At 58.3% G+C, this 23438-nt stretch carries 23 protein-coding genes; 12 read left to right on the plus strand and 11 right to left on the minus strand.

The genetic code is table 11. The features are described from left to right. Positions 1-90: 90 nt before the first annotated feature. A complete protein-coding gene (locus tag J9870_RS12750) occupies positions 91-588 on the minus strand; it encodes a hypothetical protein (protein WP_210644525.1) in 498 nt (165 codons plus the stop codon). Positions 589-956: 368 nt separating this feature from the next. Further along, positions 957-1607 carry a response regulator transcription factor gene (locus J9870_RS12755; RefSeq protein ID WP_210644526.1) on the minus strand — a complete coding sequence of 217 codons (651 nt, stop codon included), beginning with the start codon at positions 1605-1607 and terminating at the stop codon, positions 957-959. Positions 1608-1709: 102 nt separating this feature from the next. Here J9870_RS12755 and J9870_RS12760 point away from each other — a divergent pair, with 102 nt between their 5' ends. The 7 genes from J9870_RS12760 (at position 1710) to J9870_RS12790 (ending at position 10668) form a co-directional block, all read left to right on the plus strand. Continuing rightward, a complete protein-coding gene (locus tag J9870_RS12760) occupies positions 1710-3320 on the plus strand; it encodes a hybrid sensor histidine kinase/response regulator (RefSeq protein WP_210645239.1) in 1611 nt (536 codons plus the stop codon). A gap of 199 nt (positions 3321-3519) precedes the next feature. Further along, a complete protein-coding gene (locus J9870_RS12765; protein WP_210644529.1) occupies positions 3520-5322 on the plus strand; it encodes a PAS domain S-box protein in 1803 nt (600 codons plus the stop codon). Beyond that, positions 5319-5681: a response regulator gene (locus tag J9870_RS12770; RefSeq protein WP_210644530.1), complete on the plus strand. Its 363-nt coding sequence runs from the start codon at positions 5319-5321 to the stop codon at positions 5679-5681. Before J9870_RS12765 ends, J9870_RS12770 begins: the two co-directional genes overlap by 4 nt. A 235-nt stretch (positions 5682-5916) precedes the next feature. Continuing rightward, positions 5917-7971 (plus strand): pyridoxamine 5'-phosphate oxidase family protein, encoded by a 2055-nt coding sequence (locus tag J9870_RS12775; protein WP_210644532.1) that lies wholly within the window; start codon positions 5917-5919, stop codon positions 7969-7971. A 153-nt stretch (positions 7972-8124) separates the two neighbouring features. After that, a complete protein-coding gene (locus tag J9870_RS12780) occupies positions 8125-8754 on the plus strand; it encodes a glutathione S-transferase (protein ID WP_210644534.1) in 630 nt (209 codons plus the stop codon). An 82-nt stretch (positions 8755-8836) separates the two neighbouring features. Further along, a complete protein-coding gene (locus J9870_RS12785) occupies positions 8837-9757 on the plus strand; it encodes a LysR family transcriptional regulator (RefSeq protein WP_210644536.1) in 921 nt (306 codons plus the stop codon). Beyond that, positions 9757-10668 (plus strand): LysR family transcriptional regulator, encoded by a 912-nt coding sequence (locus J9870_RS12790; RefSeq protein WP_210644538.1) that lies wholly within the window; start codon positions 9757-9759, stop codon positions 10666-10668. The genes J9870_RS12785 and J9870_RS12790 overlap by 1 nt, the downstream gene beginning before the upstream one ends. Before the next feature lie 15 nt (positions 10669-10683). On the opposite strand, the gene J9870_RS12795 is transcribed toward J9870_RS12790, so the two are convergent. Further along, complete coding sequence (locus J9870_RS12795) at positions 10684-11589, minus strand: AraC family transcriptional regulator (protein ID WP_210644540.1); 906 nt, start codon at positions 11587-11589, stop codon at positions 10684-10686. Positions 11590-11699: 110 nt separating this feature from the next. Here J9870_RS12795 and J9870_RS12800 point away from each other — a divergent pair, with 110 nt between their 5' ends. After that, positions 11700-12047, plus strand: a complete 348-nt coding sequence (locus J9870_RS12800) for a carboxymuconolactone decarboxylase family protein (protein WP_210644542.1) — start codon at positions 11700-11702, stop codon at positions 12045-12047. A gap of 510 nt (positions 12048-12557) precedes the next feature. On the opposite strand, the gene J9870_RS12805 is transcribed toward J9870_RS12800, so the two are convergent. The 4 genes from J9870_RS12805 to J9870_RS12815 form a co-directional block, all read right to left on the minus strand. Next, positions 12558-13433 (minus strand): HD-GYP domain-containing protein, encoded by an 876-nt coding sequence (locus J9870_RS12805; RefSeq protein WP_281728971.1) that lies wholly within the window; start codon positions 13431-13433, stop codon positions 12558-12560. Between the two features lie 19 nt (positions 13434-13452). Further along, positions 13453-13788 (minus strand): DUF3391 domain-containing protein, encoded by a 336-nt coding sequence (locus tag J9870_RS29700; protein WP_281728972.1) that lies wholly within the window; start codon positions 13786-13788, stop codon positions 13453-13455. Between the two features lie 114 nt (positions 13789-13902). Next, a complete protein-coding gene (locus J9870_RS12810) occupies positions 13903-15546 on the minus strand; it encodes a methyl-accepting chemotaxis protein (RefSeq protein WP_210644544.1) in 1644 nt (547 codons plus the stop codon). Positions 15547-15888: 342 nt separating this feature from the next. After that, positions 15889-16140, minus strand: a complete 252-nt coding sequence (locus J9870_RS12815; protein ID WP_210644546.1) for a hypothetical protein — start codon at positions 16138-16140, stop codon at positions 15889-15891. A 204-nt stretch (positions 16141-16344) separates the two neighbouring features. Between J9870_RS12815 and J9870_RS12820 the strand changes: the two genes are divergently transcribed. Next, complete coding sequence (locus J9870_RS12820; protein WP_210644548.1) at positions 16345-16686, plus strand: hypothetical protein; 342 nt, start codon at positions 16345-16347, stop codon at positions 16684-16686. A gap of 98 nt (positions 16687-16784) precedes the next feature. Here J9870_RS12820 and J9870_RS12825 read toward each other — a convergent pair whose 3' ends face one another. After that, positions 16785-17687, minus strand: a complete 903-nt coding sequence (locus tag J9870_RS12825) for a LysR family transcriptional regulator (protein WP_210644550.1) — start codon at positions 17685-17687, stop codon at positions 16785-16787. Positions 17688-17779: 92 nt separating this feature from the next. Here J9870_RS12825 and J9870_RS12830 point away from each other — a divergent pair, with 92 nt between their 5' ends. Continuing rightward, complete coding sequence (locus tag J9870_RS12830) at positions 17780-18787, plus strand: aldo/keto reductase (protein ID WP_210644551.1); 1008 nt, start codon at positions 17780-17782, stop codon at positions 18785-18787. A gap of 75 nt (positions 18788-18862) precedes the next feature. On the opposite strand, the gene J9870_RS12835 is transcribed toward J9870_RS12830, so the two are convergent. Continuing rightward, positions 18863-19732 carry an AraC family transcriptional regulator gene (locus J9870_RS12835; protein ID WP_210644553.1) on the minus strand — a complete coding sequence of 290 codons (870 nt, stop codon included), beginning with the start codon at positions 19730-19732 and terminating at the stop codon, positions 18863-18865. Between the two features lie 249 nt (positions 19733-19981). On the opposite strand from J9870_RS12835, the gene J9870_RS12840 reads away from it, so the two are divergent. Next, positions 19982-20500 (plus strand): hypothetical protein, encoded by a 519-nt coding sequence (locus J9870_RS12840; RefSeq protein WP_210644555.1) that lies wholly within the window; start codon positions 19982-19984, stop codon positions 20498-20500. Between the two features lie 232 nt (positions 20501-20732). Beyond that, entirely contained in the window at positions 20733-21368 is a 636-nt protein-coding gene (locus J9870_RS12845) for a YopT-type cysteine protease domain-containing protein (protein WP_210644557.1), read from the plus strand. A 32-nt stretch (positions 21369-21400) separates the two neighbouring features. Here the strand turns inward: J9870_RS12845 and J9870_RS12850 are convergent, their stop codons facing one another. Then, positions 21401-22768, minus strand: coding sequence for an ATP-binding protein (locus J9870_RS12850; protein ID WP_210644559.1), 1368 nt, complete (start codon positions 22766-22768; stop codon positions 21401-21403). Then, positions 22765-23427 (minus strand): response regulator, encoded by a 663-nt coding sequence (locus J9870_RS12855; RefSeq protein ID WP_210644561.1) that lies wholly within the window; start codon positions 23425-23427, stop codon positions 22765-22767. The genes J9870_RS12850 and J9870_RS12855 overlap by 4 nt, the downstream gene beginning before the upstream one ends. Positions 23428-23438 lie beyond the last annotated feature (11 nt).

The raw sequence follows: 23438 nt of genomic DNA on the forward strand, positions 1-23438 counted from the left end.
GATACTTGGAAAGGTTAGATCAGGCCGCTTCGGCTAGCCCTGAAACTTAGCAGTTCAGTGGCCAGCCAAAGTCGTGGGTTGTGTTGGGCCTTAATAGACCCGGTAATATTTCACTACGTCGTCGACGAAATAGATCGTCAGCACTGTTCCCTGGGTTTGACTCTGGGTCGTCTTGGTGCCGGTTACGCTGCTTACGTCGTTCGCCACGCCTTGAGCTTTGGAGAGCTGTGCTGAGGTGTCATACATCTTCAGGCTCGTCTCGGTCGATACATATTTGTGCGCCAGCTTCATGTACTTATCGAGACCTTCCTCACGTTTGTCGTATGTCCAATTCGACTCGTTGCTGCTACTTGTCGAATTGAGCTCTTCACTCGTGGGAGCGCCAAACATCTGGTTGATCTGGCTTTTAGTGGTCTTGCCTGGATAAATCGTCTGCTTCAGATAAGTGGTATCGAATTTCTTCGCGCCCGAATTCAAGGAGTTCAAGGAGTTCATTAAGTCGCCCGAGTTTGTACAGCCGCTGATGAACCCAGCCAACACGCACAGCGCCACTCCATTTCTTAGTGTTTTTCCATAGTTGAAGGACATAGGGACTTACCTTGAGTTGTATTTTCAGGACCGTTCCATTCTTCGACCGAACTGACGGTGAAGTTGGCCCAGCGTTGCATAGCCAATCGATCTGTTTAACCCTATAGGGCCAGCAAGCCACAAAACATCGATACGCGCGGTCATAGGCCCGGCGTAGGGTTCATATGTTGTCCAAGTAGGTTGGCTGTTCGTGTCAGCCTTTATAGGGCGCTCACAGAGTAGAGTGCAGAGACTGGCTAAAGCCATAGCACAAGTGTGCTATGGCTTTAGCCAGTAGGACAGAGGATAACGCTTCATATAAGTTCGATAGCCCTGTCTCCATTTACATCACCATCTTTTGCATGACGTCATGCGGGAGCCCAGCGCGTCTAAAGTTTGTTTTTCCCAGGCCAGCCACTGCTGCTCGGGAAGTTGGAAAATTGAGCCGCTGCGGCCGCACGGGTCGGAACACCCAGGGCCTTGAGCAAGCTTGAGACATGGATACGCACCGTGAAAGGTGAAATACCCAGTTCCTTGGCGATTTCCTTGTTGGTCTTGCCATCCGCCACCAGACCAAGGACTTGGCGTTGGCGCGCCGTCAGTTGGGAAAGGGCCTCTGACTGCAAATCGTCGAGAATCGAATTTTCCGAATGGTATTTGACGATCACTTCGCCTTCGCGAATGGCCATGATCGCTTCGGCAATGCCAGCGGGGTCGACATTCTTTCCAATGAAACCGTCTGCACCCAATGACATTACCTGGGAAATGACGTCGATGTCGTCAATCATTGAAACCACAATGATCGAGGTGCGTTTGAACTCGTTGCGCAAATGGCCGATGACTTGCAGCGATTTGATACCGGGGAAGCGCAGATCAAGAATCAGCGAGTCCACCTCCGTGCCCGACCGTGCGAGGGCCAGTACTTCATCAAGGTTGCCCGCCTGCTCTATGGTGGCCGTCGGTAGCAGTCGCTCAATGGTTTTCAGCATCCCTTCGCGAAACAGCGGGTGGTCATCTGCCACAATTACCCTACACGTCATGCCCGAGATCTCCTGATCTTCAAGTACGCGCATCGTAACCTAAACTGGAAACTCGAGTTTCAAGTTTGAAACAATCCTTTGAATTGGAATATCACTGTGACTATCACGGAAAAGAATAGCGAACTCGATCAAGCGACCTTGAGATTGACGGTCAGTACCTGCGCCTCGCTCTATATCATCGTGGTCGCTTATCTTCCCTCCAGTGACTTCGCGACCTATGTACCGATCATGTGGTACATGGCCTTTTTCATCAGTGTCGCGGTTCCGCTGCGCATGGCGATCAAGCGCTGGCCAGGGCACTATTTCTGGCGTCGGCTCTTTGCCATGACGCACGACTATTCGGGCATTGCCTTCGCCATGATCGTGGGCGGGGAAGGTGCGCTGCCGGTATACGCTGCTTTGCTTTGGGTGACCTTGGGCAATGGCATGCGCTTCGGTTCGCGCTACCTCGCGGCTGCAACGCTGATCGCGCTGGCGATGCTGGTTCTGATCTTCCTGCTCACGCCGTTCTGGCGTGGCCAACCCTACATGTTCCTGATGTTGATCGTGACCACCATCGTGGTTCCCGCATACGCGCATATTCTCTTGACACGTACCCGCATCGCTTCGCAAGAGGCAATTTCTGCAAATCAGGAAAAATCCCGCTTCCTGGCCCAGGCCAGCCATGACCTGCGCCAACCGATTCACTCGATAGGATTGTTCACCGCCTGCTTGCGCGATGCTCAGTTGGGCAAGGAAGAGTTGCGCCTGGTGGACAATATCGATCGCTCGCTGCATATCGTTTCACAGCTGTTTCGCTCGATTCTGGACATCTACACGCTTGATAATGGCAAACTCGAACCACTCTCCGAACCGGTGCACCTGGGGGCGTTGCTACAGGATGTCGTCAAGCAAAATACCGAGGCGGCGCGCTGGGCCGGCGTTGAACTGCGTTTGCGACCTTGCGGGCATTGGGTCAATGTCAACGCCGGCCTGCTGGCTACCATGGTGCAGAACCTGGTCTCCAATACGCTCAAGTACGCGCCTGGCCAGCCCGTATTGATTGGTGTGCGTCCAGCAGGAAACAGCCTGGCCATCGTCATTTATGACAAGGGGCGCGGTATCGCCGCCGAACATTTACCCCAGGTGTTCAAGGAGTTTTACCGGGTGCGTCATGTACGCGACAAGGATGTCGAAGGGCTTGGCCTGGGATTGTCGATCGTCAAGCGCATCAGCCATTTGATCAACCTGGATATCCAGTTGGACTCCAGGCTCGGAAGGGGCACTCGCGCCATGATCGGCGGGTTGGAAAGCGTCGCGCCAAGGGCCATCGCTGACAGGCCCGCCCCGGCACAAAGTCGTTTGCGTGGTTTGCGGGTGTGTCTGGTGGAGGACGATGCCAACGTGCTGATGGCAACCTCGGCGTTGCTGGAAAAGTGGGGCTGTGAGGTGGAGACCCACAGCGATGGGGTGGGAGTGACAAGCGAATGCGACATCATCATTGCCGACTTCGACCTGGGCACGAAGGTGTCGGGCTCAGAATGCATTGCAGCGATTCGTGAGCAACGTGGCTGGGAAGTGCCCGCAATGATCATGACCGGCCATGAGATTGAAAGAATCCGCCACGCGTTGAGCCACATGAACATTTCAATCCTGGCTAAACCCGTACGTCCGCCAGAGTTACGGGCTACCTTGCTCGAATTGACCAAACAGGTCGCTGCCAAGACTTATTAGCCAAAAAGTTACAACGCTCCGGGTTTTTATGAACTCGCCAGGCGAATCGGGATCAAGAGTTTCAGCACTGCAGTTTTAAAAAATATCCGTACCCGCATTTCAATGGGGTTAATCCGAGCTGGGATCGCCGACTCAGGATGATAATTTTGCGTCGACAGACAGCAGGGACGTTACAGCCAGACGGATTGAGGATTGATTGATGTCCAATGTTGAAGAGCTTGCCAGGGATACCATTACGCTGAGCGAGTACGACAGTTTACTTTCCATAGGCACCAGTGCGCTCGAAGCCATTCCTGGTGCCGTGTACCTTTGTGATCGCGAAGGGTGGCTCGTCCGGTACAACAGCGAGGCCGCCGGGCTGTGGGGCAGGACCCCGGCCCTCGGTCAGAACGGTGATCGCTTCTGCGGCTCGCATCGACTTTTCTTGACAGACGGTACGCCGTTGGCGCTTGAAGATGGCCCCACGGCTTCGGCGCTCAATGGCGATGTCGTGACACGCAATCAGGAAGTCATCATCCAGCGTCCGGATGGCTCGCGGTTCGTGGCGCTGATGAACATCCGCGCGCTCAAGGATCGGGGAGGCGCCATTCAAGGCGCGATCAATTGCTTTCAAGACGTCACCGCGCACCACGCCGTGGCCGAGGAGTTGCGGCGCAAGAGTGCCGACCTTGAAGATTTTTTCGAAAATAGCGCGGTCGGCCTGCACATTGTCAGTGGCGAGGGCATCATCCTGCGTGCCAACAAGGCTGAGTTGGCGCTGCTGGGCTATTCGGCGCAAGAGTACATTGGCCGCCACATTACCGAATTTCATGTGGATGCGCCGGTGATTGGTGACATCCTCGATAAATTGAGTTGCGGCGACTGCCTGGACAGTTATCCGGCGCGTTTAAAGGCCAAAGACGGTTCGATCAAGCATGTCGCGATCACCTCCAACGGGCGTTTCGAAGACGGCAAGCTTTTCAATACGCGCTGTTTCACCATCGATGTCACGGTCGCCCAGCAGATGGAAAACCAGGTTCGCGAAAGCGAACGGCATATGCGCAACCTTCTCGAGGCATTGCCCGCTGCGGTCTATACCACCGACGCAGAGGGCTGCATCACGTTCTACAATCGGGCGGCAGTGGAGTTGTCGGGACGCACGCCTGAGTTGGGTGACATGTGGTGCGTGACCTGGAAGTTGTTCAACAACGACGAAAGCCCACTTTCCCACGATGAATGCCCGATGGCGGTGGCCCTGAAGGAAAACCGCTCCGTTCGCGGTGTCGAGGCAATTGCCGAGCGGCCGGACGGGAGCCGCGTACCCTTTATTCCGTACCCCACGCCCCTGCACGATGCCGAAGGCAATTTGGTGGGGGCGATCAATATGCTGGTCGATATCACCGAGCGAAAGCAGGCGGAGAATCGCCAGAAGACCTTGATCGATGAGCTCAACCACCGGGTCAAGAACACCCTGGCCACAGTGCAATCCCTGGCGGCGCAAACGGCGCGTAACGCCGAGGATGCGAAAGACGGTTACTACCGTTTTGAGGCCCGGCTCCTGGCGTTGTCTCGTGCCCATGATCTTCTGACGAGGCGCCATTGGGGTCATACGCCCCTGGACGCGCTTGCCCATGAAGTGCTGATACCGGTATTCGGCCATGAGCCCAACCGCATCAAAATCGAGGGGCCTTCTATCGACGTCAGTACTCGGGTCGCGCTCAATCTCACGATGACGCTCAATGAACTGGCGATCAACACGCTTAAATACGGAGCGATGTCCGTTGAGACGGGCACGCTGTCAGTGACCTGGACGCTGCAACCTCAATCGAGCGGAACATTGCTGACCCTCGACTGGCGCGAGCAAGGCGGCCCCCCGGTGTCCCAGCCAAAACGAGAAGGCTTGGGCTCGCGTCTGATGAAACGCTGCATCGAACGCGATCTGGCTGGCAAATTTGATCTCGTCTTTGCCCCGTCGGGAGTTTTCTGTCGCTTCTCATTTCTGATCGGGGCGGCTGGGGCATGACCCCATTCGTTGGCGTCAGGGTGTTCGTTGTCGAGGACGAAGGCGCGATTGCCATGATGATCGAGGAAATGTTGGAAGAGCTTGGCTGTGAAGTACTGGCGTCGGTGGCGCAGCTCGCCACGGCGCTTGAAATAGCCAGAACGGCGCAGGTTGACCTGGCCATCCTGGACGTCAACCTGGCCGGTGAGCGTATCTTCCCGGTTGCTGAAATTCTCCGCGAGCGCGGTATTCCATTCTTATTCAGCACGGGATACGGCGCCAGTGGCCTGCCCGGCGAGTTTGCCCAGTACCCAGTCTTGCGCAAACCGTTTTCGCAGAACGACTTGCAGCAAAAAGTCGCACTTGCGCTGAGGCACTGACCTCCAGCCCCGCAGGTCTGTTTCCGGACCTGGAGAATCCCCCGCAGCCCGCTCTGGAAGCCGCCATTTCATTTTATGAAATGGTGGATTGCAGTTTGTGCGTATTCCTGCGAAGTCGCTTTGGGAAGAAGATGGCCCCACCTGCACTACACGTCTATGCAAGAGACGTCGCGCAGCTTCCCTAATCGTAGCGCACTGGCCCAGGCTGCAATGCGGCGGGCGCGAGGAGTAGCAGATGAACGAAGCCTCGAAACCACCATCCTCGCCCTGGCATGAAGGTGAGCTGACATTGCAGGGCTCTGTCGGCGCGGTCGACATGATGGCCAGTGTTGGCCAGCGGCAATTGGCCCGCACCTGGATGCCGGATCAACACCGTGAGTTCTACGCCCAACTGCCTTTCGTGGTCTTGGGAACTGTGGATCGGCAGGGCGACGTGTGGGCGACCCTGCGTACCGGGCAGCCGGGCTTCATGCATTCGCCCGAGCCGCAAACCTTGCACATCGATCTCAAGCCGCAGCCCGACGACCCGGCCCAGGAGGGCATGGGCGAGGGGGATGCCATCGGCATGTTGGGGATCGAGTTGCACACCCGGCGTCGTAATCGCATGAACGGCAATGTGCGTCGTCAATTGGAGGACGGCCTGGAGATTTCAGTCAGTCAGGCCTATGGCAATTGCCCGCGTTATATCAACCTGCGCCAATACGCCTTTGTTGAAGAGCAGGTAGCCGCGCCACGGGAGTTGGCCCCGACGGACCCGCTGATACGGCGCCTGGTCGCGGCCGCCGACTCGTTTTATATCGCCACCTATGTGGTCCGTGACGGTGAGCGCCAGGTCGATGCGTCCCATCGCGGCGGCAAGCCGGGTTTTGTGCGCATGGACGAGGACGGGACGCTGACCGTTCCTGACTTTTCCGGAAACCTGTTCTTCAACACCCTGGGTAACATTTTGCTGAACCCGCGTGCAGGGCTGGTGTTCATCGATTTTCAAACCGGCGACCTCTTGCAGATGAGCGGTTCGGCGCAAGTGTTGCTGGACGACCCGCAAATCAACGCGTTCCAGGGCGCCGAGCGGCTGATGCGCTTCACGCCGCAGCGTATTGTCTATCGCCCGGCGGCGATTCCCTTGCGCTGGAAAGACCAGGCCGAAGGGGACTCGCCCAATTCATTGATGACCGGCAGTTGGGAGCAAGCCGCCGAGCGCTTGCAGGCCGAAGCCTTGCGCAGCCATTGGCGGCCACTGCGGGTGGAGCGCGTGGTGGATGAAAGCCACAATATTCGCTCTTTTTACCTGCAAGCGGCTGACGGCGCTGGTTTGCCTCGCTTTGAAGCCGGCCAGCACCTGCCTGTGCGGGTCTTGCTGGATGGGCAACAGGCTGCGTCGATTCGAACCTATAGCGTCTCCAGTGCGCCGTCGGATGACTTCCTGCGCATCAGCGTCAAGCGCGACGGTTCGGTGTCTTCGCACCTGCATGAGCAGATTCAGGTGGCCCACGAGATTGACGCGCGAGCGCCCCAGGGGCATTTCACTGTCCAGCCCACCGAGCGGCGTCCGTTGGTACTCCTCGCCGCGGGCGTCGGCATCACGCCGCTGTTGTCGATGTTGCGCGAGGTGGTTTACCAAGGGCAACGCATCAGCCGCATGCGCCCGGTCTGGGTGGTGCAAAGCGCGCGTACGGTAGCCGACCTGGCGTTTCGTGAGGAACTCGATGAACTGGCGGCCCGCGGCGGCGACAAGGTGCGGATACTGCGGATGGTCAGCCAACCGCCCAGCGAGGCACCGGTAGGCGAAGGCTATGACGCGACGGGCAGGATCGACGTGGGGCTGCTCAAGCAACTGCTTCCACTCGACGACTACGACTACTACCTGTGTGGGCCGGGCAGTTTTACCCAGGCGCTGTATGACGGACTGCGTAAATTGCGCATTCCGGACGATCGTATCCACGCCGAGACCTTTGGCCCGTCGACGCTGGTCCGAGACGCCGAAGTCAGCGTCCCGGCGACGCCACAGACGCCGGCGGCGAGCGAGGCGGTGAAGGTATTGTTCGCCACCTCCGGCAAGGAAGCACGCTGGGAGCCCGGCAGCGGAACCCTGCTGGAACTGGCCGAGGCGCGCGGCCTGAGTCCGGAGTTCAGTTGCCGCGGCGGCTCCTGCGGCACCTGCAAAACCCACTTGAAGCGCGGCCAGGTGCATTACCTCAATAGCCCGGCGGAGCCTTTGGCCGACGATGAGGTGCTGATCTGTTGCGCGGTGCCGGCAGAGGGCAGTGAGACGTTGGTGCTGGAGGTTTGAGAGAGGGGCAGGCGAAGCCGGCCGCTGACTATTTCAAATAGTGAAATGCTGGATTGTAAAAGCTGGTGATTCCGCTGTTTGGGATAGGAGGGGAGGATAGCGCCATCGACGCGATTCCCGCCTCGAGCCTCAAAAAACAACATGGAGTACGTCATGTCTCAGAAAGCGATCAAGCTTTATCGCCATCCGTTGTCCGGTCACGCCCATCGCGTCGAATTGATGCTCTCGCTGCTCGGCCTGCCGACCGAACTGATCTCCGTGGACCTGATGAAGGGCGAGCACAAGACCCCGGAGTTCCTGGCCCTCAACCGTTTTGGCCAGGTCCCGGTGATCGATGACAACGGCACCGTCCTGGCTGACTCCAATGCCATCCTGGTTTACCTGGCGACAAAGTATGGCGATGGCCAATGGTTGCCGGGCGATCCACTCGCACAAGCCAGGGTCCAGCGCTGGCTTTCAGTGGCTGCCGGCCAGATCAATTCGGGACCCGCCAACGCGCGATTGATCACCGTGTTTGGTGCAAGCTATAACGCCGAGGACGCCATCGCCCGGTCCCATGCCCTGCTCAAGGTCATGGAGAGCGAGCTGGAACAAAGTCCGTTCCTGGCGGGTGATAAGCCCACCATCGCCGACGTTGCTGCGTACACCTACGTGTCGCATGCGCCGGAGGGCAATGTCGCGTTGACTGATTATCCGCATGTTCGGGCGTGGCTGGGCAGCATCGAAGCGTTGCCGAATTTCGTGGGTATGCAGCGCACGGCCAAGGGCTTGCAACACGCTTGACTCAAACTGCCGGGACTTGCCGTGAGCCATCACGGCAAGCGCCTGCGCCGTACGGTAGACGCCCCAGCAAGATGGATCTCCTATGGATCGCTTTCAGGAAATGCAGGTTTTTATGGCGGTTGCCGAGGAGGAAGGATTTGCCGCGGCAGCCCGGCGCTTGAATGTTTCACCCCCGAGCGTGACGCGTGCCATCGCGGCGATGGAAGAAAGGATCGGCACTCAGCTACTGTCCAGGACGACCCGCAATGTGCACATGACCGAAGCGGGGCAACGCTACCTGGAAGATTGTCGACGGATTCTCAGCGAGCTCGAGGAGGCGGAGGAAGCAGCTGCCGGCAGCTACTTGATACCGTGCGGATACCTGACCGTCACAGCACCGGTCCTGTTCGGCGAACTGTACGTTGCGCCACTGCTACCGGATTATCTCGATCAATTTCCCTCGGTGCATCTCAATGCCTTGTTGGTCGACCGAGTGGTGAACATGGCTGACGAAGGGATCGATGTAGCGATACGCATCGGCCATTTGCACGAAAACGCTCAGCACGCGATCAAGGTCGGGGAGGTGCGTCAGGTGATATGCGCCGCGCCCGCGTATTTCGAGCGGCATGCAAGGCCACGACACCCTGCCGAGTTGAGTAAGGCCAAGATCGTGATGTCTTCGGCCAGCCACTTGCTGAGCGATTGGCAGTTCATCGATGACGGCAAGCCGCTGAGTTTGCGGTTTGATCCACGCCTGGTGGTCACCGCCAATCAGGCGGCGATCAATATTGCCTGCCTGGGTTGGGGTGTCACGCGGGTATTGTCCTATCAAGTGGCCAGGCACGTTGCTGACGGAGCGCTGGAAGTGGTGCTCGAGGATTTCGAGCTGCCGGCGTTGCCGATTCATGTGGTGTACCAGAAGAACAATCGGGTGCCTGCGAAGGTACGTACCTTCGTCGATTTCCTCGCCGATCGGCTCGGGGGCGACGCGACCCTCAGATCGCTCGCCAAAGGGAGCGGCTAATGGGGCGTTACCATGAAATGCGAATGTTCCACGCGCTTTCGCAAAGTCCGAGTCTCGCATCGGCTGCCCATCGCCTTAATGTATCCGGTCCGACCGTTGCGCGTGCCATTGATCGGTTGGAGGCTCGGCTCGGTGTGCAGTTACTGTCGCGAAGCACTCGCGGGGTCGCACTGACTGAGGCGGGAGCGGCTTTCATGGCCGATTGTTCGCGTATCCTCTGCGGGGTCGATGAGGCCGAAGCCTGCGCCAAGGGCCTGCATGTCCAAGCGCAAGGCGGTCTGACGGTACTGTTGCCGTTGCTCTTCAGCCGCTATGTCATGGCACCGCTGCTGGCCGATTACATGGACCTGTATCCCGAGATCAGGGTGTTCGCGCAGTACCATGATCGTATTGCGAACATGAATGAGGAAGGGCTGGATGTGGCCGTGCTGGTGGGGCATTTGCCCAGCTCTGCATTGATCTCACGACCTGTTGGCGATGTTCGCTCGATCGTTTGCGCCAGCCCTGCGTATCTGGCCACTCATGGTGAACCTGTCGTGCCGCAGGATTTGCGAAGTCATCGGCTGATTGCCGCGCAAGCCAACCAGGACCGGGTCCAGTGGTCTTTTCAAACCCAGGGCGAGCCCAGTAGCATCAAGATGCGCACGCGGCTCAGTTGCGCGACCTTACAGTCGGCCATCGATGCCGCGGCGCATGGGGCAGGGTTGACACGTAGTGTGAGCTACCCGTTGTACGACTATTTGAGCAGCGGACGATTGTGCAGGGTCTTGCAGCGTTATGAACCGCCCTCGACGCCAGTCCAAGTGGTTTACCGTGAACGACGTAAGGCTTCGATGCGCGTGCGCAGTTTCGTCGATTACATTGTTGACCGGCTACGCGAGCACCCGGCCTTGGGGCCTGACGTTTACTGATGTGCCCAGCCACTTTCAAATTTCACGCCGCATTCTTCCGGGGGGCTGGCCATAGATATCCTTGAATTTCTTGCTGAACGCCGCCTGGGATTGGTAACCCACCTGCACTGCGATGTCGCTCAAGCCTAGATGTGAATGGTTCAGCAGACCGAACGCCAGCTCCATGCGTACCTGCGTCAACAATGCCCACGGCGATACACCAGCCACCCGAACGAATGCTCGCATGAAGGATGCGCGGGACATGCTCGCCGTCTCGGCCAGGCTTTGAATCGTCCACTCGTGCGCAGGGTCCGCCAGCATCGCCTGCCAGGCGCGGCCCAAACGTTTATCGCCCAGCAGGGCCAATGAGCCACTGTCCTGGCCATGGTTGGCCAGGTGCGCGCGCAGAATCAGAGTGAAGAGCGCCTGGGAAAGCGCGTCGAGCAAAAACCGAGCACCGACCTTATCCCCGTCCGCTTCCCCTCGAATGACCTTGACCAATGCCGGTAGCGGCCCATTGGCCGGCAAGGCGCCGCTGGGAATCACCAGGTATTCGGGCAGAGACGCAAACAGCAGGGACGCGCGGTTGAAATGAAAGCCACCACAGAGCATGTCCAGCTCCGGGCTGGCGCCGCCAATGCGATGTATCGGCAACGTGCTCCCCGGGACGACGTCTGGGGTAGTTGGCGCGACCGTTTTTCCAGGGCTATGCATCAAGTGCCGGGCACCACGAGGCAGCAGCAGAATATCGCCTGCACGCATGGGCAAGCGCTGCCCGTCGGGGAACTCCACCCGGCATTCCCCCGCCAACACGATGTGATAGGGCGCGGTGCCCAGCGCTTGCTGCTCATGCTCCACAGCCCAATCGCCCTGGAACTGGCAACGCAGATCCAGGCTGCCGCGCACGCTGGCCAGACTGATGAGTTTATCGACCGCATTCATTTGAGCGTTTCGCAAAAAAAACTGAGTGGATTGAACAAACCCGAGCTACGTCAGGGTGAAAAACTGAGTGCGTCGAAACAGTACACCCAACCCACTCAGGAGTTAATGCCATGTTCAATAACTGGTCCGAATTATTGCCCACTATTCAGAAAGCCTTCGGTGCACTGGGCAAGAGCAACCCGAAAATGGTCAAGGCCTACATGGCCCTTGGTGAAGCCGCCAGCGAAAACAACGTGCTCGACGCGAAGACGCGCGAGTTGATCTCGATCGCCATCGCCGTCACCACCCGCTGCGACGGTTGCATCGCCGCGCACACAGATTCGGCTATCAAGGCCGGTGCCAGCCGCGAGGAAGTGGCCGCAGCCCTGGCCACCGCGATCTCGCTGAATGCGGGGGCAGCGTACATCTACTCGCTGCGTTCGCTTGAAGCCTATGACGCATTGAAAAGACCGGCGTGATTGCACGCCTCATCTGGCCCCAGGCGCCGCAAGGTGCCGGGGTTTTTTTCAAGCCATTGTTTCATGCCATGCAATTGAGTCATGTCAGCCCTGGTCCTTCTCCGGAACCCATTTGCCAGTGAAACTGATCCCAGAAACGATTGAGCCGCTGCGGCTATGGCAGCGTTCTTCATTCACCAGGAGACTCCAATGATCGACACCCCTCAGTCCTGCGCCGAGAGCCTTTGGCCAGAGACTCCAAGCATGACCCACCGCGAGTTCGAAAGCGGTTTTCTACTGCCTCAGTTGATGGGCGCATTAGCCGGCGAGTCTGCGGGTCTTGACCTACGGGGCGGATGCCGGACAAAGAGCACTTCATTGCGGCAGATAAGTGTCTGGCTGATGCAGAACTTGCGGCTTGCGGCGCGTCCATGGTGAGTTGAACAAACCGAGCGCTATACGCGTTTGGCTACGGTCATGACGACGTCGCTACGTCATTTGGGATGGACTTATCTGGCGATGGACCGGTCGTTATTGTCCGGCCCAGAGGGACTGTAGATACTTGAAATTCCATTTTTCGTAGGCTTCACGACTGATGATTCGATCGGCACATTTTTTATCGCTCAAGTCGATAATCTCGTGGGGGATCGAAGCTTTTTTTTGCGTGGAAAAAAACACCTTCACTTTAGGCTTCAGCAGTGAGGCATCGCTCTGTTCCATGACGACGGCGAGACGTCCGCTTTCCAGCCGAACCAGCGAGCCTATGGGGAATATGCCCATATATTTCACGAAAGCCTGAAATATGACTGGGTCAAAATGTCCCTCCCATGAGGCCATCTTGTGCATTGCGTCTGCCGGCCCCCAGCCTCTCTTGTAGGGGCGATCAGATGTGACGGCATCATATACGTCGCAGATGGCGGCCATTCGTCCAAACAAACTGATCTGTTCACCGACCAGTTTGTGGGGGGAACCCGTGCCATCAAGTTTTTCGTGATGATGCAAACACACATCGAGCACCGAGGCGCTGATTTGCCGATTGTTTAACAGGATCTGCTCCCCGAGTTCAGGGTGTTGGTAGATGGTGAGAAATTCCTCGCGGGTCAGTTTTCCGGGTTTGTCGAGTATCTTTTGCGGGATGGCCATCTTCCCGATGTCATGCAGCAAACCGGCAAGACCGGCCTCCTGCACGTTGGGCTCGGAGAGGTTCAACTGGCGGGCCAAGCCGATCATGAGCCCACTGACGGCAACGGAGTGCATATAGGTGTATTCGTTTATGCTTTTAAGGCGTGCCAGGCTGATAAGGGCATGTGGATTTCGCGTGATGGAGTGAGTAATCGTCGATATCAATTGACTGACGCCGTGCAGCTCGATCGATGCGCCCATCCGTGCCTGATTGAACATCTTCATCACGGCTGTTTTCGACCGCTCACAGAGCCTTAGCGCAATTTGGGCTTCCTCTTCGACGGATACGCTCGCCGTCGTATTGGCTCGGCTTTCGGCTTTCGGCTATCGCGGCCAATACCGAACGCGCGTAGCAGTCAGCCTGGGCAGCTGTAGTCGCCGGCACATCGCCGACAATATCCAACCCTTTTTCTGTCTCGATCCAGACCTCGTGAATCGCTGACTCCAAGATCCGCGCCAGATCATGGGTGTTGTTGAGCAGGAAGCGTTCTCTCCAGAATGGATGATCGGTCCAGGCTCCACAGAATTCCGTAATGTACATACCCAGGCGCAGGTCAGTGACCGCAATGCGTTTCAACATAGCGCTATACCTCAGGCTCCATGCTGCCGATCAGGTTTATAGACCTGTTTGAAAACCCAGCGCTGCAGCCCAACGCTGAGACCTTGGCCGTCCGTGGCTACGTTGTTTATAGCATCAAACTTGAAAGTGCCCGACTTGTTGCTGCAGTGTCCCGCCCAGGCGAGCCAGCTCAACGCTGGAGGCTGCGGTCTGTTCGGTCGATGTGGCCGATTCATCGGCAATCGCTCTCACTCGCGTGATGCTCCGGCTGATTTCTTCGGCCACCGCGCTTTGCTCTTCGGTGGCGGTAGCTATCTGCTGCATCATCTGCTGGATCGCTGCGATCATGCGGGAGATGTCCATGACGGCGGCCCCCGTATCATCCACACCTGCAACGGTACGTTCGGTCAGATCACTGCAAAGCTGCATACTTCCTGCGGCTTCTTCCGCGATGTGTTGCAGCCCTCCTATGAGTGACTGGATCTGCACCGTTGCCTCCTGGGTGCGGCGTGCCAGCAGGCGAACTTCATCAGCCACCACGGCGAAGCCACGGCCCGCCTCGCCGGCGCGAGCGGCTTCAATGGCCGCATTTAATGCCAGCAGGTTGGTCTGGTCTGCTACCGACTTGATGACATCCAGCACGCCACCGATTTGCTCGGTCTCGAGCTTCAGGCGGGTCATGGCGTCATTTGACCCTGCGACTTCCTTGGCCAGATGCTTGATTTGGCTGATAGCCTGACGGGCCTTTGCCTCGCCGGCCTGGGCCTGTTGATCCGCAGACAGCGCGGCGCTGGCCACTTGCTCCGAATTTCGAGCCACCTCCTGCACTGTTGCGGCCATTTCGTGTACAGCGGTTGCCACCTGGTCGACTTCCTGTTTTTGAATCACGACACCATGGCTGGCCTGCTCAGTGGCGCTGGATAATTCAGCTGCCGCTCCCGATATGGTTTCAGCTGAGGTACGCACTTGGCCGATGAGTGCGCCAAGGCCCAGCTGCATCTCGCCCAGAGAGGCCATGACGCTGCCTGTAGGGGCGAGTTTTGCGCCTGGCAGGCTGCGCATATCACCGGAGGCTACGCGCCGGGCCGCTGCCGAAAGCTCAAGCGGCTCGGCACCTAAGGTTCTCAGCAGGCTTCTGACGATGGCAATGCCGAGCCCAAGGGCGAGCAACAATGCGCCTATGCAGACGGCGATCATCAGGTTGCGTTGGCTCTCGTACTCCTTGTGACCGCTGGTGACGGCCTCATTGGCGGCGTCTCTACTGTGCTGCATATACGCTTGGCCTGCGGCCAGGAGTTGTCGGAGCAAGGGGATGCAATCTCGGTTGATGCGCAAAATGGCTTCTTCGCGCTGGTTTCCTGCTGCGCGCTCGACAATCTCCAGTGCGACCGGACCGTAGAGGCCTTCAATGCGATCGATATCCGCCAGTAACTTTTTCTCTGCTTGCGACTGAGTGCCGGTCACCGTATCGAGCGCGTTTTTCAGGTCTTCAAGGCGTGCCTTGACGTCTCGGTGCGCTTCCAGGACTGCGGCATGTTCCAGCTTCAGATCAGCCTCGGAAGACACCAGCACCATGTTCCGCGCCGCTACGGCACGCCGTTGTGCAGCGATGAGTAGTTCGGCTGCCAATCCTTCGCGGGTGTTCACACCTGAGACGTACATCGAAAAAGCCTTGTTGGACTTGGCCAGCTCAACCATTGCGAACGTGGAAACCAGCAGCACGACGATTGTCAGGGCGGCGAAGCTCATGCCGAGCTTCATTTTTACGGATAGATTCATGGCAGATCACTCGAAGAGGGGGCAACGCCCGGGTGGGGCGTGAGCTCAGGTGGTGGCGCAGAGCCATCACTTAATATTGTACAAGTGTAGTGAGTTTGTACAGGTATTGTGTAAATTCGAATGATCTTTGACAGGTAGCCAAGACCGTATCGATCGCTTGCGGCGGTTCGACGGACGCACACGGCGACGTTGATGGTTGAAAGGAAATGTAACGACCAACACCGAAGGAAATGCTTCCAGCGGTCCGGTAACGAAGGGGTAGGGGAGAAGCGAAGTGGTTCAGGAAGGCATTAAGCGATGAACCTGTCGGCGGAGCAGACGTCCGCCCTAGGGGTCAGCCGGTCATTGATCAAGCGCTAAAAGCCAGGTATTGACCACCCGCCGATCCAGCTCCTCCCAATCCGCCATGCCCAATACCCGCGTGGTGTTCAGCCCACGCAAATAACCGCGCAACTGGTTGGCTGTGGCCCGCGCCAGTTCCGGGTCGGGGGCGTTCTCGCTTAACAGCACGGTTTCGTACTGGACCAGGTACTCGGCCACGCGGTCACGAAAGTCGGGCAAGACAGCATCGCGGATCAGATCAAACGTTCTCAAGGAAAAGTCCTCATCATTTTTTTAGTGGTGATCTTAGTGTGTATCTGTCTTCACGGCGCGTAACTATCGCTAGAGGTGATAGTGACCATTACGCAACGTAAGTTCTGCTTTGTCGGCGATCGGTGGAAAATTACCTCCATCGAACACGCCGCCCCAGACATCTGGGCGCTTGATGACCGAACCCTTTGTTTTCAGGATAGATCGATGCGCTCTTTATTTGTGCTTCTCATGACGTTTGCCTCGCTGTCGCTCGCCGGTTGCGCCTCCGTGCCGAACGACCCGACCCTGACCTTGCAGACCAGCAAGACGCCGGCCCAATACGCCGAATGTGTCGTGCCGAAATTGCAGGGCAGCGCATTGAACCCAATGGTCTCGCAGACCCAGCGCAGCTACCGGATCGTGGTGCCGAGCAAAGTCTCGGCGGACAACGTGCTGGAAGCGTACAAGTCCGGCAACGGTGGCAAGGTCTTCATCTATGAGCGGCATCTGCTGGCTTCGAACCTGCTGCCTTCGAGTTTTGGCCGCGCCGCACAGGATTGCATCTGACTGCGGCCCGTAAACATTTTTATCGCGCTCCTTTGGTTGGCCGCAACCAACCAATTCCTTGCCCCGCACCGTATTCGGTTGCGGGGCTTTTTTTTGAATCAGATTCGCGAATCGTCTGCCCGGATGAATTCGATGAGCGCTTTCAAGGCCGATGGCACATGGCGTCGGCTGGAGTAATACACAAAGAAGCGGCTCGGTGGTGCTTTGTAGTCCTGGAGTATTTCTCTGAGGTACCCGCAGCGGATGTCGTCGCGCGCCAATGCCTCGTAGACGTAGGCAATGCCTGCGCCATCTTTCGCAGCCTGGATCATCAGCCCATCGTCTTCCAGGATGAGCGGGCCGGTGACGGATAAGCGTATCGGCTGACCGTCGGCCTGATACTCCCAGGCGTACAGTTTGCCGCTGGGAAAACGCCTGGCAATGCATGCATGATCGAGCAGGTCGCGGGGTGCTTGTGCAACCCCCTTTGCGGCTAGATACGTCGGCGCGGCAACGGTGACGAACGACTGAGGTGCGCCGACCGGTATTGCGATCATGTCGCCGGCCAGGCTTTCTCCAAAGCGGACCCCCGCGTCAAACCCGTCGTTGACGATATCGGTCAAGCCGTCATCGGTGATCAGCTCCAGCTGAATGCGTGGGTACCTGGCCACGAAGGGCGCGAGCACTTGCGCAAATACAATGCGAGCCGCCGGACGTGCCACGTTGAGGCGCAGTTTGCCGGCGGGCACTTCCTGCATCGAGGTCAATTGCACCAAGGCATCGGCAACCTGGTGCAGGGTCGGGGCCAGCGTTGCCAATAGCTGCTGGCCGGCCTCGGTCGGGGTCACGCTACGCGTGGTCCGGTTCAACAGCCTGACGCCCAGGCGTGCTTCCAGCGCGCGCATCGCGTGACTCAACGCCGAAGCTGAGACGCCACGTTCGTCGGCGGCCTTGCGAAAGCTGCGATGGCGGGCGACGGCGGCAAAGGCATCGAGTTCCGCGAGGTCAGGGTGCTTACTCATGAGTTTAGTTCAGTAGTTCAAATAAGATTACCTATCTTATCTTCATCAGATCGCTCCCGGATACTTCTCCCATCACTTGTGGAGAGGTCGTTATGCAAAAGAATCGTCTTGGCTCATCGCAGTTCCTGATTTCGCCGATTGGCCTGGGAACGTGGGCAATCGCTGGTACCGGTTGGGAATACAGTTGGGGCGCGCAGGATGACAAGGACAGCCTGGACGCACTGGAATATGCCATCGAACGTGGGGTCAACTGGATCGATACCGCTGCGGTTTATGGCTTGGGCCATGCGGAGCGATTAGTCGGGCAATTGTTGCGTCGGGTGCCGGCTTCGCGGCGTCCTTTGGTGTTTACCAAAGGCAGCCTGGTCTGGGACCCGGTCACGAAGGCGATTGCACACTCGCTGGCGCCCCAGTCGTTGCTTGCCGAAGTCGATGCGAGTTTGCGTCGGCTTCAAGTCGAGGCTATCGATCTGTATCAGATCCACTGGCCCGCTTTTCCGGCCGACGCCAGCAGCGAAGGTATTGAAATGGCGCTTTCGGCTTTGGCAACGGCCCGCGACCAGGGAAAAATTCGTGCGATCGGTGTGTCGAATTTCGACGTCGCTCAACTCAAGCGGGCCCAGGCGGTGACCGAGATCGTTTCACTCCAGCCGCCGTACTCCGCGTTGATGCGCGATATCGAGAAGGACGTCTTGCCATTCTGCGAGCAGGCCGGAATGGGTGTCCTGGCCTATTCCACGCTTCAATCGGGGCTGCTTTCCGGCAGCATGACCCGCGAGCGCATCTCGCAACTGCCCGAAGACGATTGGCGCAAAGCCCGGAGTGCCGACTTCCAGGAGCCCCGTTTGAGCGCCAACCTGGCATTGGTGGAGGTCATGGCACGCATTGGTGAACGGCATGGGGTAGGCGCTGCGGCAGTCGCCATCGCCTGGGTACTTCGCCAGCCGGCAGTGACCGGTGCCATCGTCGGTGCCCGCCATCCCGCCCAAGTGGACGGGCTGATTGCAGGTGCGCAGTGGCGCCTCAGTGCTGCGGAAATCGAGGAGATTCGACCGTTCCTGCCGGCGGGCATGGGAACCAATGTCCCTGGCGCCGCCTGAGCGATTTGATCGAGGTCAACGCCCCTGAGCGGACACTTGCCCACGTCAACTCAGGGACGAAAGCTGCTTGCTCCGTTATTGCAGCGGAACATACACATCGGTCTGCCACTGGTCCTGCGGTGTCTCGGGATAGACGCTCAGGTAATGGAAAAACAGCGGCTGGTCACGCAGCTCTTCTCCACTGGCAGGTAGCCAATCGCGGTAGATCGGATAGATCGTCTCGCCGATGTGGTCCGGTGACCCCACGTGGCGCACCACGGCGCAGCGCCCGCCAGCAATGACCATCTCGCGCACGCCGAACGTATTCGGCGCCACTGCCTCGTGGATCTCGCCACAGATGGCGAAGCGGAAGGCGTGTGGCGGTGTGGTATCGGGGTTGCCATAGGGAATGCCAAAGGTGCGGCTCGATGCCACCGGCGACTGTCCGCTCTGCATACGCCACTTGATGAACTTGCCCACGCTCTCTTTGACGAGCCCGGTCGGCCCGCAGTGCTCCAGCGTTGCTACCCTGACTTCGGGGAAGTCGACGATTTGTACTTGCATGGTGATAGTCCTGGAAAAATGGGGGATTGCGAACACCGCATTCCAGACCTGCCAGTTCGGTTCCTTTCTGAACGCACTCGGCGTCATGCCGAACGCGCGCCTGAATGCCCTGCAAAATGCCTCGGGACTTTCAAAACCGGCACCGAATGCGGCGTCCAGTATCGAGTGATCAGCGAGGGCGGCCAGGCGATGCGCCGCGCGTCGTAGCCGCATCAGTTGCACATAACGCGAAACCGGTACGCCGACGAACCCGGTAAATTGTCGGTGGAAGTGAAACGCCGAAAAGTTCGCCACTTGGCTCAACGTCTTCACCGACAAATCACCTTCGAGATGGGCATCGATATAGGCGAGTACGGCGTTGAAGCGTTTTGTGTAAGCGCAGTGGGTCGGCATGTCAGACACTGGAAAAGGCTCTTGGAAGTGGGGTCGGCAATAGAATCGACTATAGCGGCATGCACGCGCCTAGCCGCGCTTGCTCAAGGCTGGTTCTGTTTGGACAGTTTGCCAACAGGCACTTGCCGAACAAACGATCAAGAACGCCATTGTCCTTATTTTGTCATCTGTTTTTCCGTTGTAGCCATCTTTGGGTTCCAAATTCTTTTCCAGGCGCTAACATCCGCGCAGACCTCCCGACACCTCGGACTTCACTTCATGAAATTGCGCCTGCTTACAGCCAGTTTGTTTCTCGCCTCTACCCTGACTCACGCCGCCGAACCAGAACCCATTCCCAAAGCCTTGGAGGAACAGGTCGGTCACCTGGTGACACTTATCAAAGACAGCTATGCCACCGGTTACCCAGAAGCGACCCTGGTACAGACCCTGGATACCGGCGAGGAAAGCCAGATAACGCTTGCGGTATTCACCATCGAGGGCTTCGGTATGGGCAACAATTACAGCCAATACCTGGCGGCCTTTACGCCTGAAGAGAGCGAAGAAGGTGTGCAGCGTTTCAGTCTGCTGGACGTAATGCGTATTGGCGGGGACAGCTGGCGTGCGATCGACAAGCTGGAGGCCAGGCTGGTCAGCGATCCGGCGGGTGAGCAGACCCTGATCGACATTCCCGTGATGGAGAATACCGACGACGATGCGCCGAATTTCCCAAGCAAAGCCGCTGTCATTCACCTGTCTTTGGAGGGCTCACATTCACTCCGGTTGGTGGAGGTGAAGTAGGGCGGTAGCGACCGCATCCGTTATCACGGGTCGAACGGGTAGGCATTGATAGGCGTGCCAGAGTGACGGCCAGCGGTTTGAAAAATGTTTGCCTGGCTTGAATGGCAGAAAGCTGCCTGCTTGGCTACCATTTTTCAAACCGCACACGCCTGGATGACGATGGGTTTTTGCCTGTTTGGGCGTTCTTCAGCTGTTAATCCCCAACGGTCATGGCCTTACAAGGAGCGTAAGCATGAATCAAGACTGGCCGGCCCTGGGTTTAAACAACGTAGGGCATTCCTTTGGAACCAAGTTTGCCCCCAGCAGCAACCCTTTTCTTCAAAAGGCGCTGAAAGACCAGAAAAAAAGCGGCAACTGTTTTGCCTATTCAATGCTCTGGTGCCGTCAATGCATAAAATTGAACCGCAAGCTCCAGAGTAAGAATGAGTTAATCACGCACACGCAACTCATGGTCGCGGCGCAAGCGATGCAATCGCAGCAGGTTCGCCAGAACAAAAAGGGTGCCTACGGGGCCGAAGGGATGTTGGGCGAGGCCTATTACCAAGCGATGGCCGCCGCATTCTGCGTTTCTGCCGCCGAGGTCGGCAAAGATGCCGGGCCTCTTTTGAGCGACCACAATGGCTGGCTTGAATTGGTCACCAAGTCAGAAGGGCATTATGTCATTGCCTTCATTTTCTCCGGTGGAGGCGCGCACGCCGTCGCTGCGTTGAATAAGGGACGGGACCTGGTGTTTTTTGATCCCAATTATGGTCAGTACTCCGTCGATAACTATGCTCCGTGGGAGATGTCGCAGTATCACGCTGATGTTAAGAAAGGTTGCGATACCTACGGTCTTATCAGCAACTGGATCGCGGTCAGAGTGACCTGAGGCAGCCTCATCAAGGCGTCGCCAGGGACCGTTCAGGAATGCCCGATCACCAACGTAGCGCGCGTTCCCGTCGGTAGGCGATTTTCCAATTTGATTTGCCCTCCCAACCGATCGGCAATGGCTTTCACGATGGCCAGGCCCAATCCGGCGCCTTGGTCATTTCCGCGGCTGTAGAAGCGCTCGAGCAGCCGATTGGACTCGGACTCATCGATACCTGGGCCTTCGTCTTCGACGGATAATTCATAATGATTGCCGTTTTTGGCCAGGCGCACCGTAATCTGCCCTTGGGCGGGGGAGAAGTTGGCCGCGTTGGTGACCAGGTTGTTCAAGGCAATGTGAATGTCGGCCGGGTCTACCCTGACCGGTTCGATGTCATCGCTGACATCGAACCCCAGTTCAAGCCCCTTGCTCAGCAGCCAGGGGGTCAGTTGAACCAGGCTTTCCCGGACGGTGGCGGCCAGATCGATGAGCGGAACGATGCGTGTCCCGGTCTTCGGTTCGATCCGAGCCATCGTCAGCAGTTGATTGACCAGCCGACTGGCACGGTCGACGCCGGCGATCAAATGTTCCAGCGATTCCCGGCGTTCATGTTCGTTGCCGGCTTCCAGCAAGTTCTGCGCATGTACCCGTAGCACGGCCAGGGGGGTGCGCAGTTCGTGGGCGGCATCGGCGATGAAGCGTCGCTCGCGTTCGAGCACGTCCTGGATCTGCGCAAGCATGCGGTTGAGCGCGGCCTGCATCGGTTCCAGTTCGCTGGGCAGGGGTGTCAGTTGCAGCGGCTCCAGCGAGCCGCTGTGGCGCGCGCGCAGGGTGGCCGCCATGTCGGCCAATGGCTTGAGGCCCCAGCCGATGGCCAGCCAGACCATCGCCGCCAGGATCAGGCTACCCAGTATGTTCGGCCACAGGGTATGGCGCACGATGCGATCGACCAGGTCCGCCCGTACGTCATCCCGTTCACCGACCCAGATATTCAGGCCGTTCTGTTTGTCCTTGAGAACAAAGGCTCGCCAGTGACGGTTGTTCAAGTCCACCACGTCACTGAAACCCGGCTCCACCGGTGGCGCGCGGAAGGAGGGGGCGCTGGCGGTGTGTACCAATACCTCGCCTTGGGCGTTCCACACCTGGAAGGCGATTTTGCTTTCGTAAGGATGACCGTCGTTGCGCGGCGCCGCCTCGCTCAACGCCGTGTTGAACGCCCGATACAGGTCGGCATGGGCCTGGCTCGCCAGCGGCATGTGCATCACGCCTTGGAGCAGACGGGCATTTTGGGCCAGTTGCGCGTCGTAGACCTCGGCGATTTCGTGATTGCTGTCATGCAGGTTGAGCACGCTGATCACTGCCAGCCCGGCCAGCATCAGGCCGATGATCAGGGTCAGCGTGCGGCGGCGGATCGATGTCATCGATGCTCCTCCACCAGATACCCCACGCCGCGAACGGTGCGGATCAGGTCGGTGGAGAACTTCTTGCGCAGGTGATGGATATGCACCTCGAGGGTGTTGCTTTCGGCTTCTTCGCTCCAGCCATACAGCAGTTGCATGAGGTGATCGCGGGTCATGACACGACCTGGCGGCGAGAGCAGCTCGTGCAGCAATTGATATTCCTTGGGTGTCAGCACCACGGGCTTACCGAGATAGCTGACTTGCTGGGTGCCGGGGTTGAGGCTGATGCCGGCATGTTCGATCAGCATTTGCGCGCGCCCGGCACTGCGCCGCAACAAAGCGCGCAGGCGGGCCTTGAGTTCGGCCAGGTCGAACGGCTTGACCAGGTAGTCGTCGGCACCGGCGTCCAGCCCGGCGATGCGATCTTCGGTCGCATCGCGGGCGGTGAGGATCAGCACCGGCAGGTTGGAGCCACTGGCGCGCAGGCGTTGCAGGACTTCGAGCCCATCCATGCGCGGCAGGCCGAGGTCGAGCACGGCCAGGTCAAAGGTTTCGCTGAGCAGCGCGTGCAAGGCGCTTTTGCCGTCCTTGAGCCAGTCGACGGTGTAGCCTTCGCGCCCCAGGGCTTGATGGATGCCTTCGCCCAGGGCCACGTCATCCTCGATCAGTAGTACACGCACACGGACTCCTG

This window comes from Pseudomonas sp. Tri1 (assembly GCF_017968885.1).
GTDB lineage: Bacteria > Pseudomonadota > Gammaproteobacteria > Pseudomonadales > Pseudomonadaceae > Aquipseudomonas.

Coding starts and splice junctions, on each gene's coding strand:
- J9870_RS12795 (WP_210644540.1), bottom strand. CDS start 11,589: ATGAATGCGGTCGATAAACTCATCAGTCTGGCCAGCGTGCGCGGCAGC.
- J9870_RS12845 (WP_210644557.1), top strand. CDS start 20,733: ATGAATCAAGACTGGCCGGCCCTGGGTTTAAACAACGTAGGGCATTCC.
- J9870_RS12765 (WP_210644529.1), top strand. CDS start 3,520: ATGTCCAATGTTGAAGAGCTTGCCAGGGATACCATTACGCTGAGCGAG.
- J9870_RS12750 (WP_210644525.1), bottom strand. CDS start 588: ATGTCCTTCAACTATGGAAAAACACTAAGAAATGGAGTGGCGCTGTGC.
- J9870_RS12820 (WP_210644548.1), top strand. CDS start 16,345: ATGCGCTCTTTATTTGTGCTTCTCATGACGTTTGCCTCGCTGTCGCTC.
- J9870_RS12790 (WP_210644538.1), top strand. CDS start 9,757: ATGGGGCGTTACCATGAAATGCGAATGTTCCACGCGCTTTCGCAAAGT.
- J9870_RS29700 (WP_281728972.1), bottom strand. CDS start 13,788: ATGTTGAAACGCATTGCGGTCACTGACCTGCGCCTGGGTATGTACATT.
- J9870_RS12810 (WP_210644544.1), bottom strand. CDS start 15,546: ATGAATCTATCCGTAAAAATGAAGCTCGGCATGAGCTTCGCCGCCCTG.
- J9870_RS12800 (WP_210644542.1), top strand. CDS start 11,700: ATGTTCAATAACTGGTCCGAATTATTGCCCACTATTCAGAAAGCCTTC.
- J9870_RS12785 (WP_210644536.1), top strand. CDS start 8,837: ATGGATCGCTTTCAGGAAATGCAGGTTTTTATGGCGGTTGCCGAGGAG.
- J9870_RS12775 (WP_210644532.1), top strand. CDS start 5,917: ATGAACGAAGCCTCGAAACCACCATCCTCGCCCTGGCATGAAGGTGAG.
- J9870_RS12755 (WP_210644526.1), bottom strand. CDS start 1,607: ATGACGTGTAGGGTAATTGTGGCAGATGACCACCCGCTGTTTCGCGAA.
- J9870_RS12850 (WP_210644559.1), bottom strand. CDS start 22,768: ATGACATCGATCCGCCGCCGCACGCTGACCCTGATCATCGGCCTGATG.
- J9870_RS12770 (WP_210644530.1), top strand. CDS start 5,319: ATGACCCCATTCGTTGGCGTCAGGGTGTTCGTTGTCGAGGACGAAGGC.
- J9870_RS12825 (WP_210644550.1), bottom strand. CDS start 17,687: ATGAGTAAGCACCCTGACCTCGCGGAACTCGATGCCTTTGCCGCCGTC.
- J9870_RS12780 (WP_210644534.1), top strand. CDS start 8,125: ATGTCTCAGAAAGCGATCAAGCTTTATCGCCATCCGTTGTCCGGTCAC.
- J9870_RS12840 (WP_210644555.1), top strand. CDS start 19,982: ATGAAATTGCGCCTGCTTACAGCCAGTTTGTTTCTCGCCTCTACCCTG.
- J9870_RS12805 (WP_281728971.1), bottom strand. CDS start 13,433: ATGAAGATGTTCAATCAGGCACGGATGGGCGCATCGATCGAGCTGCAC.
- J9870_RS12830 (WP_210644551.1), top strand. CDS start 17,780: ATGCAAAAGAATCGTCTTGGCTCATCGCAGTTCCTGATTTCGCCGATT.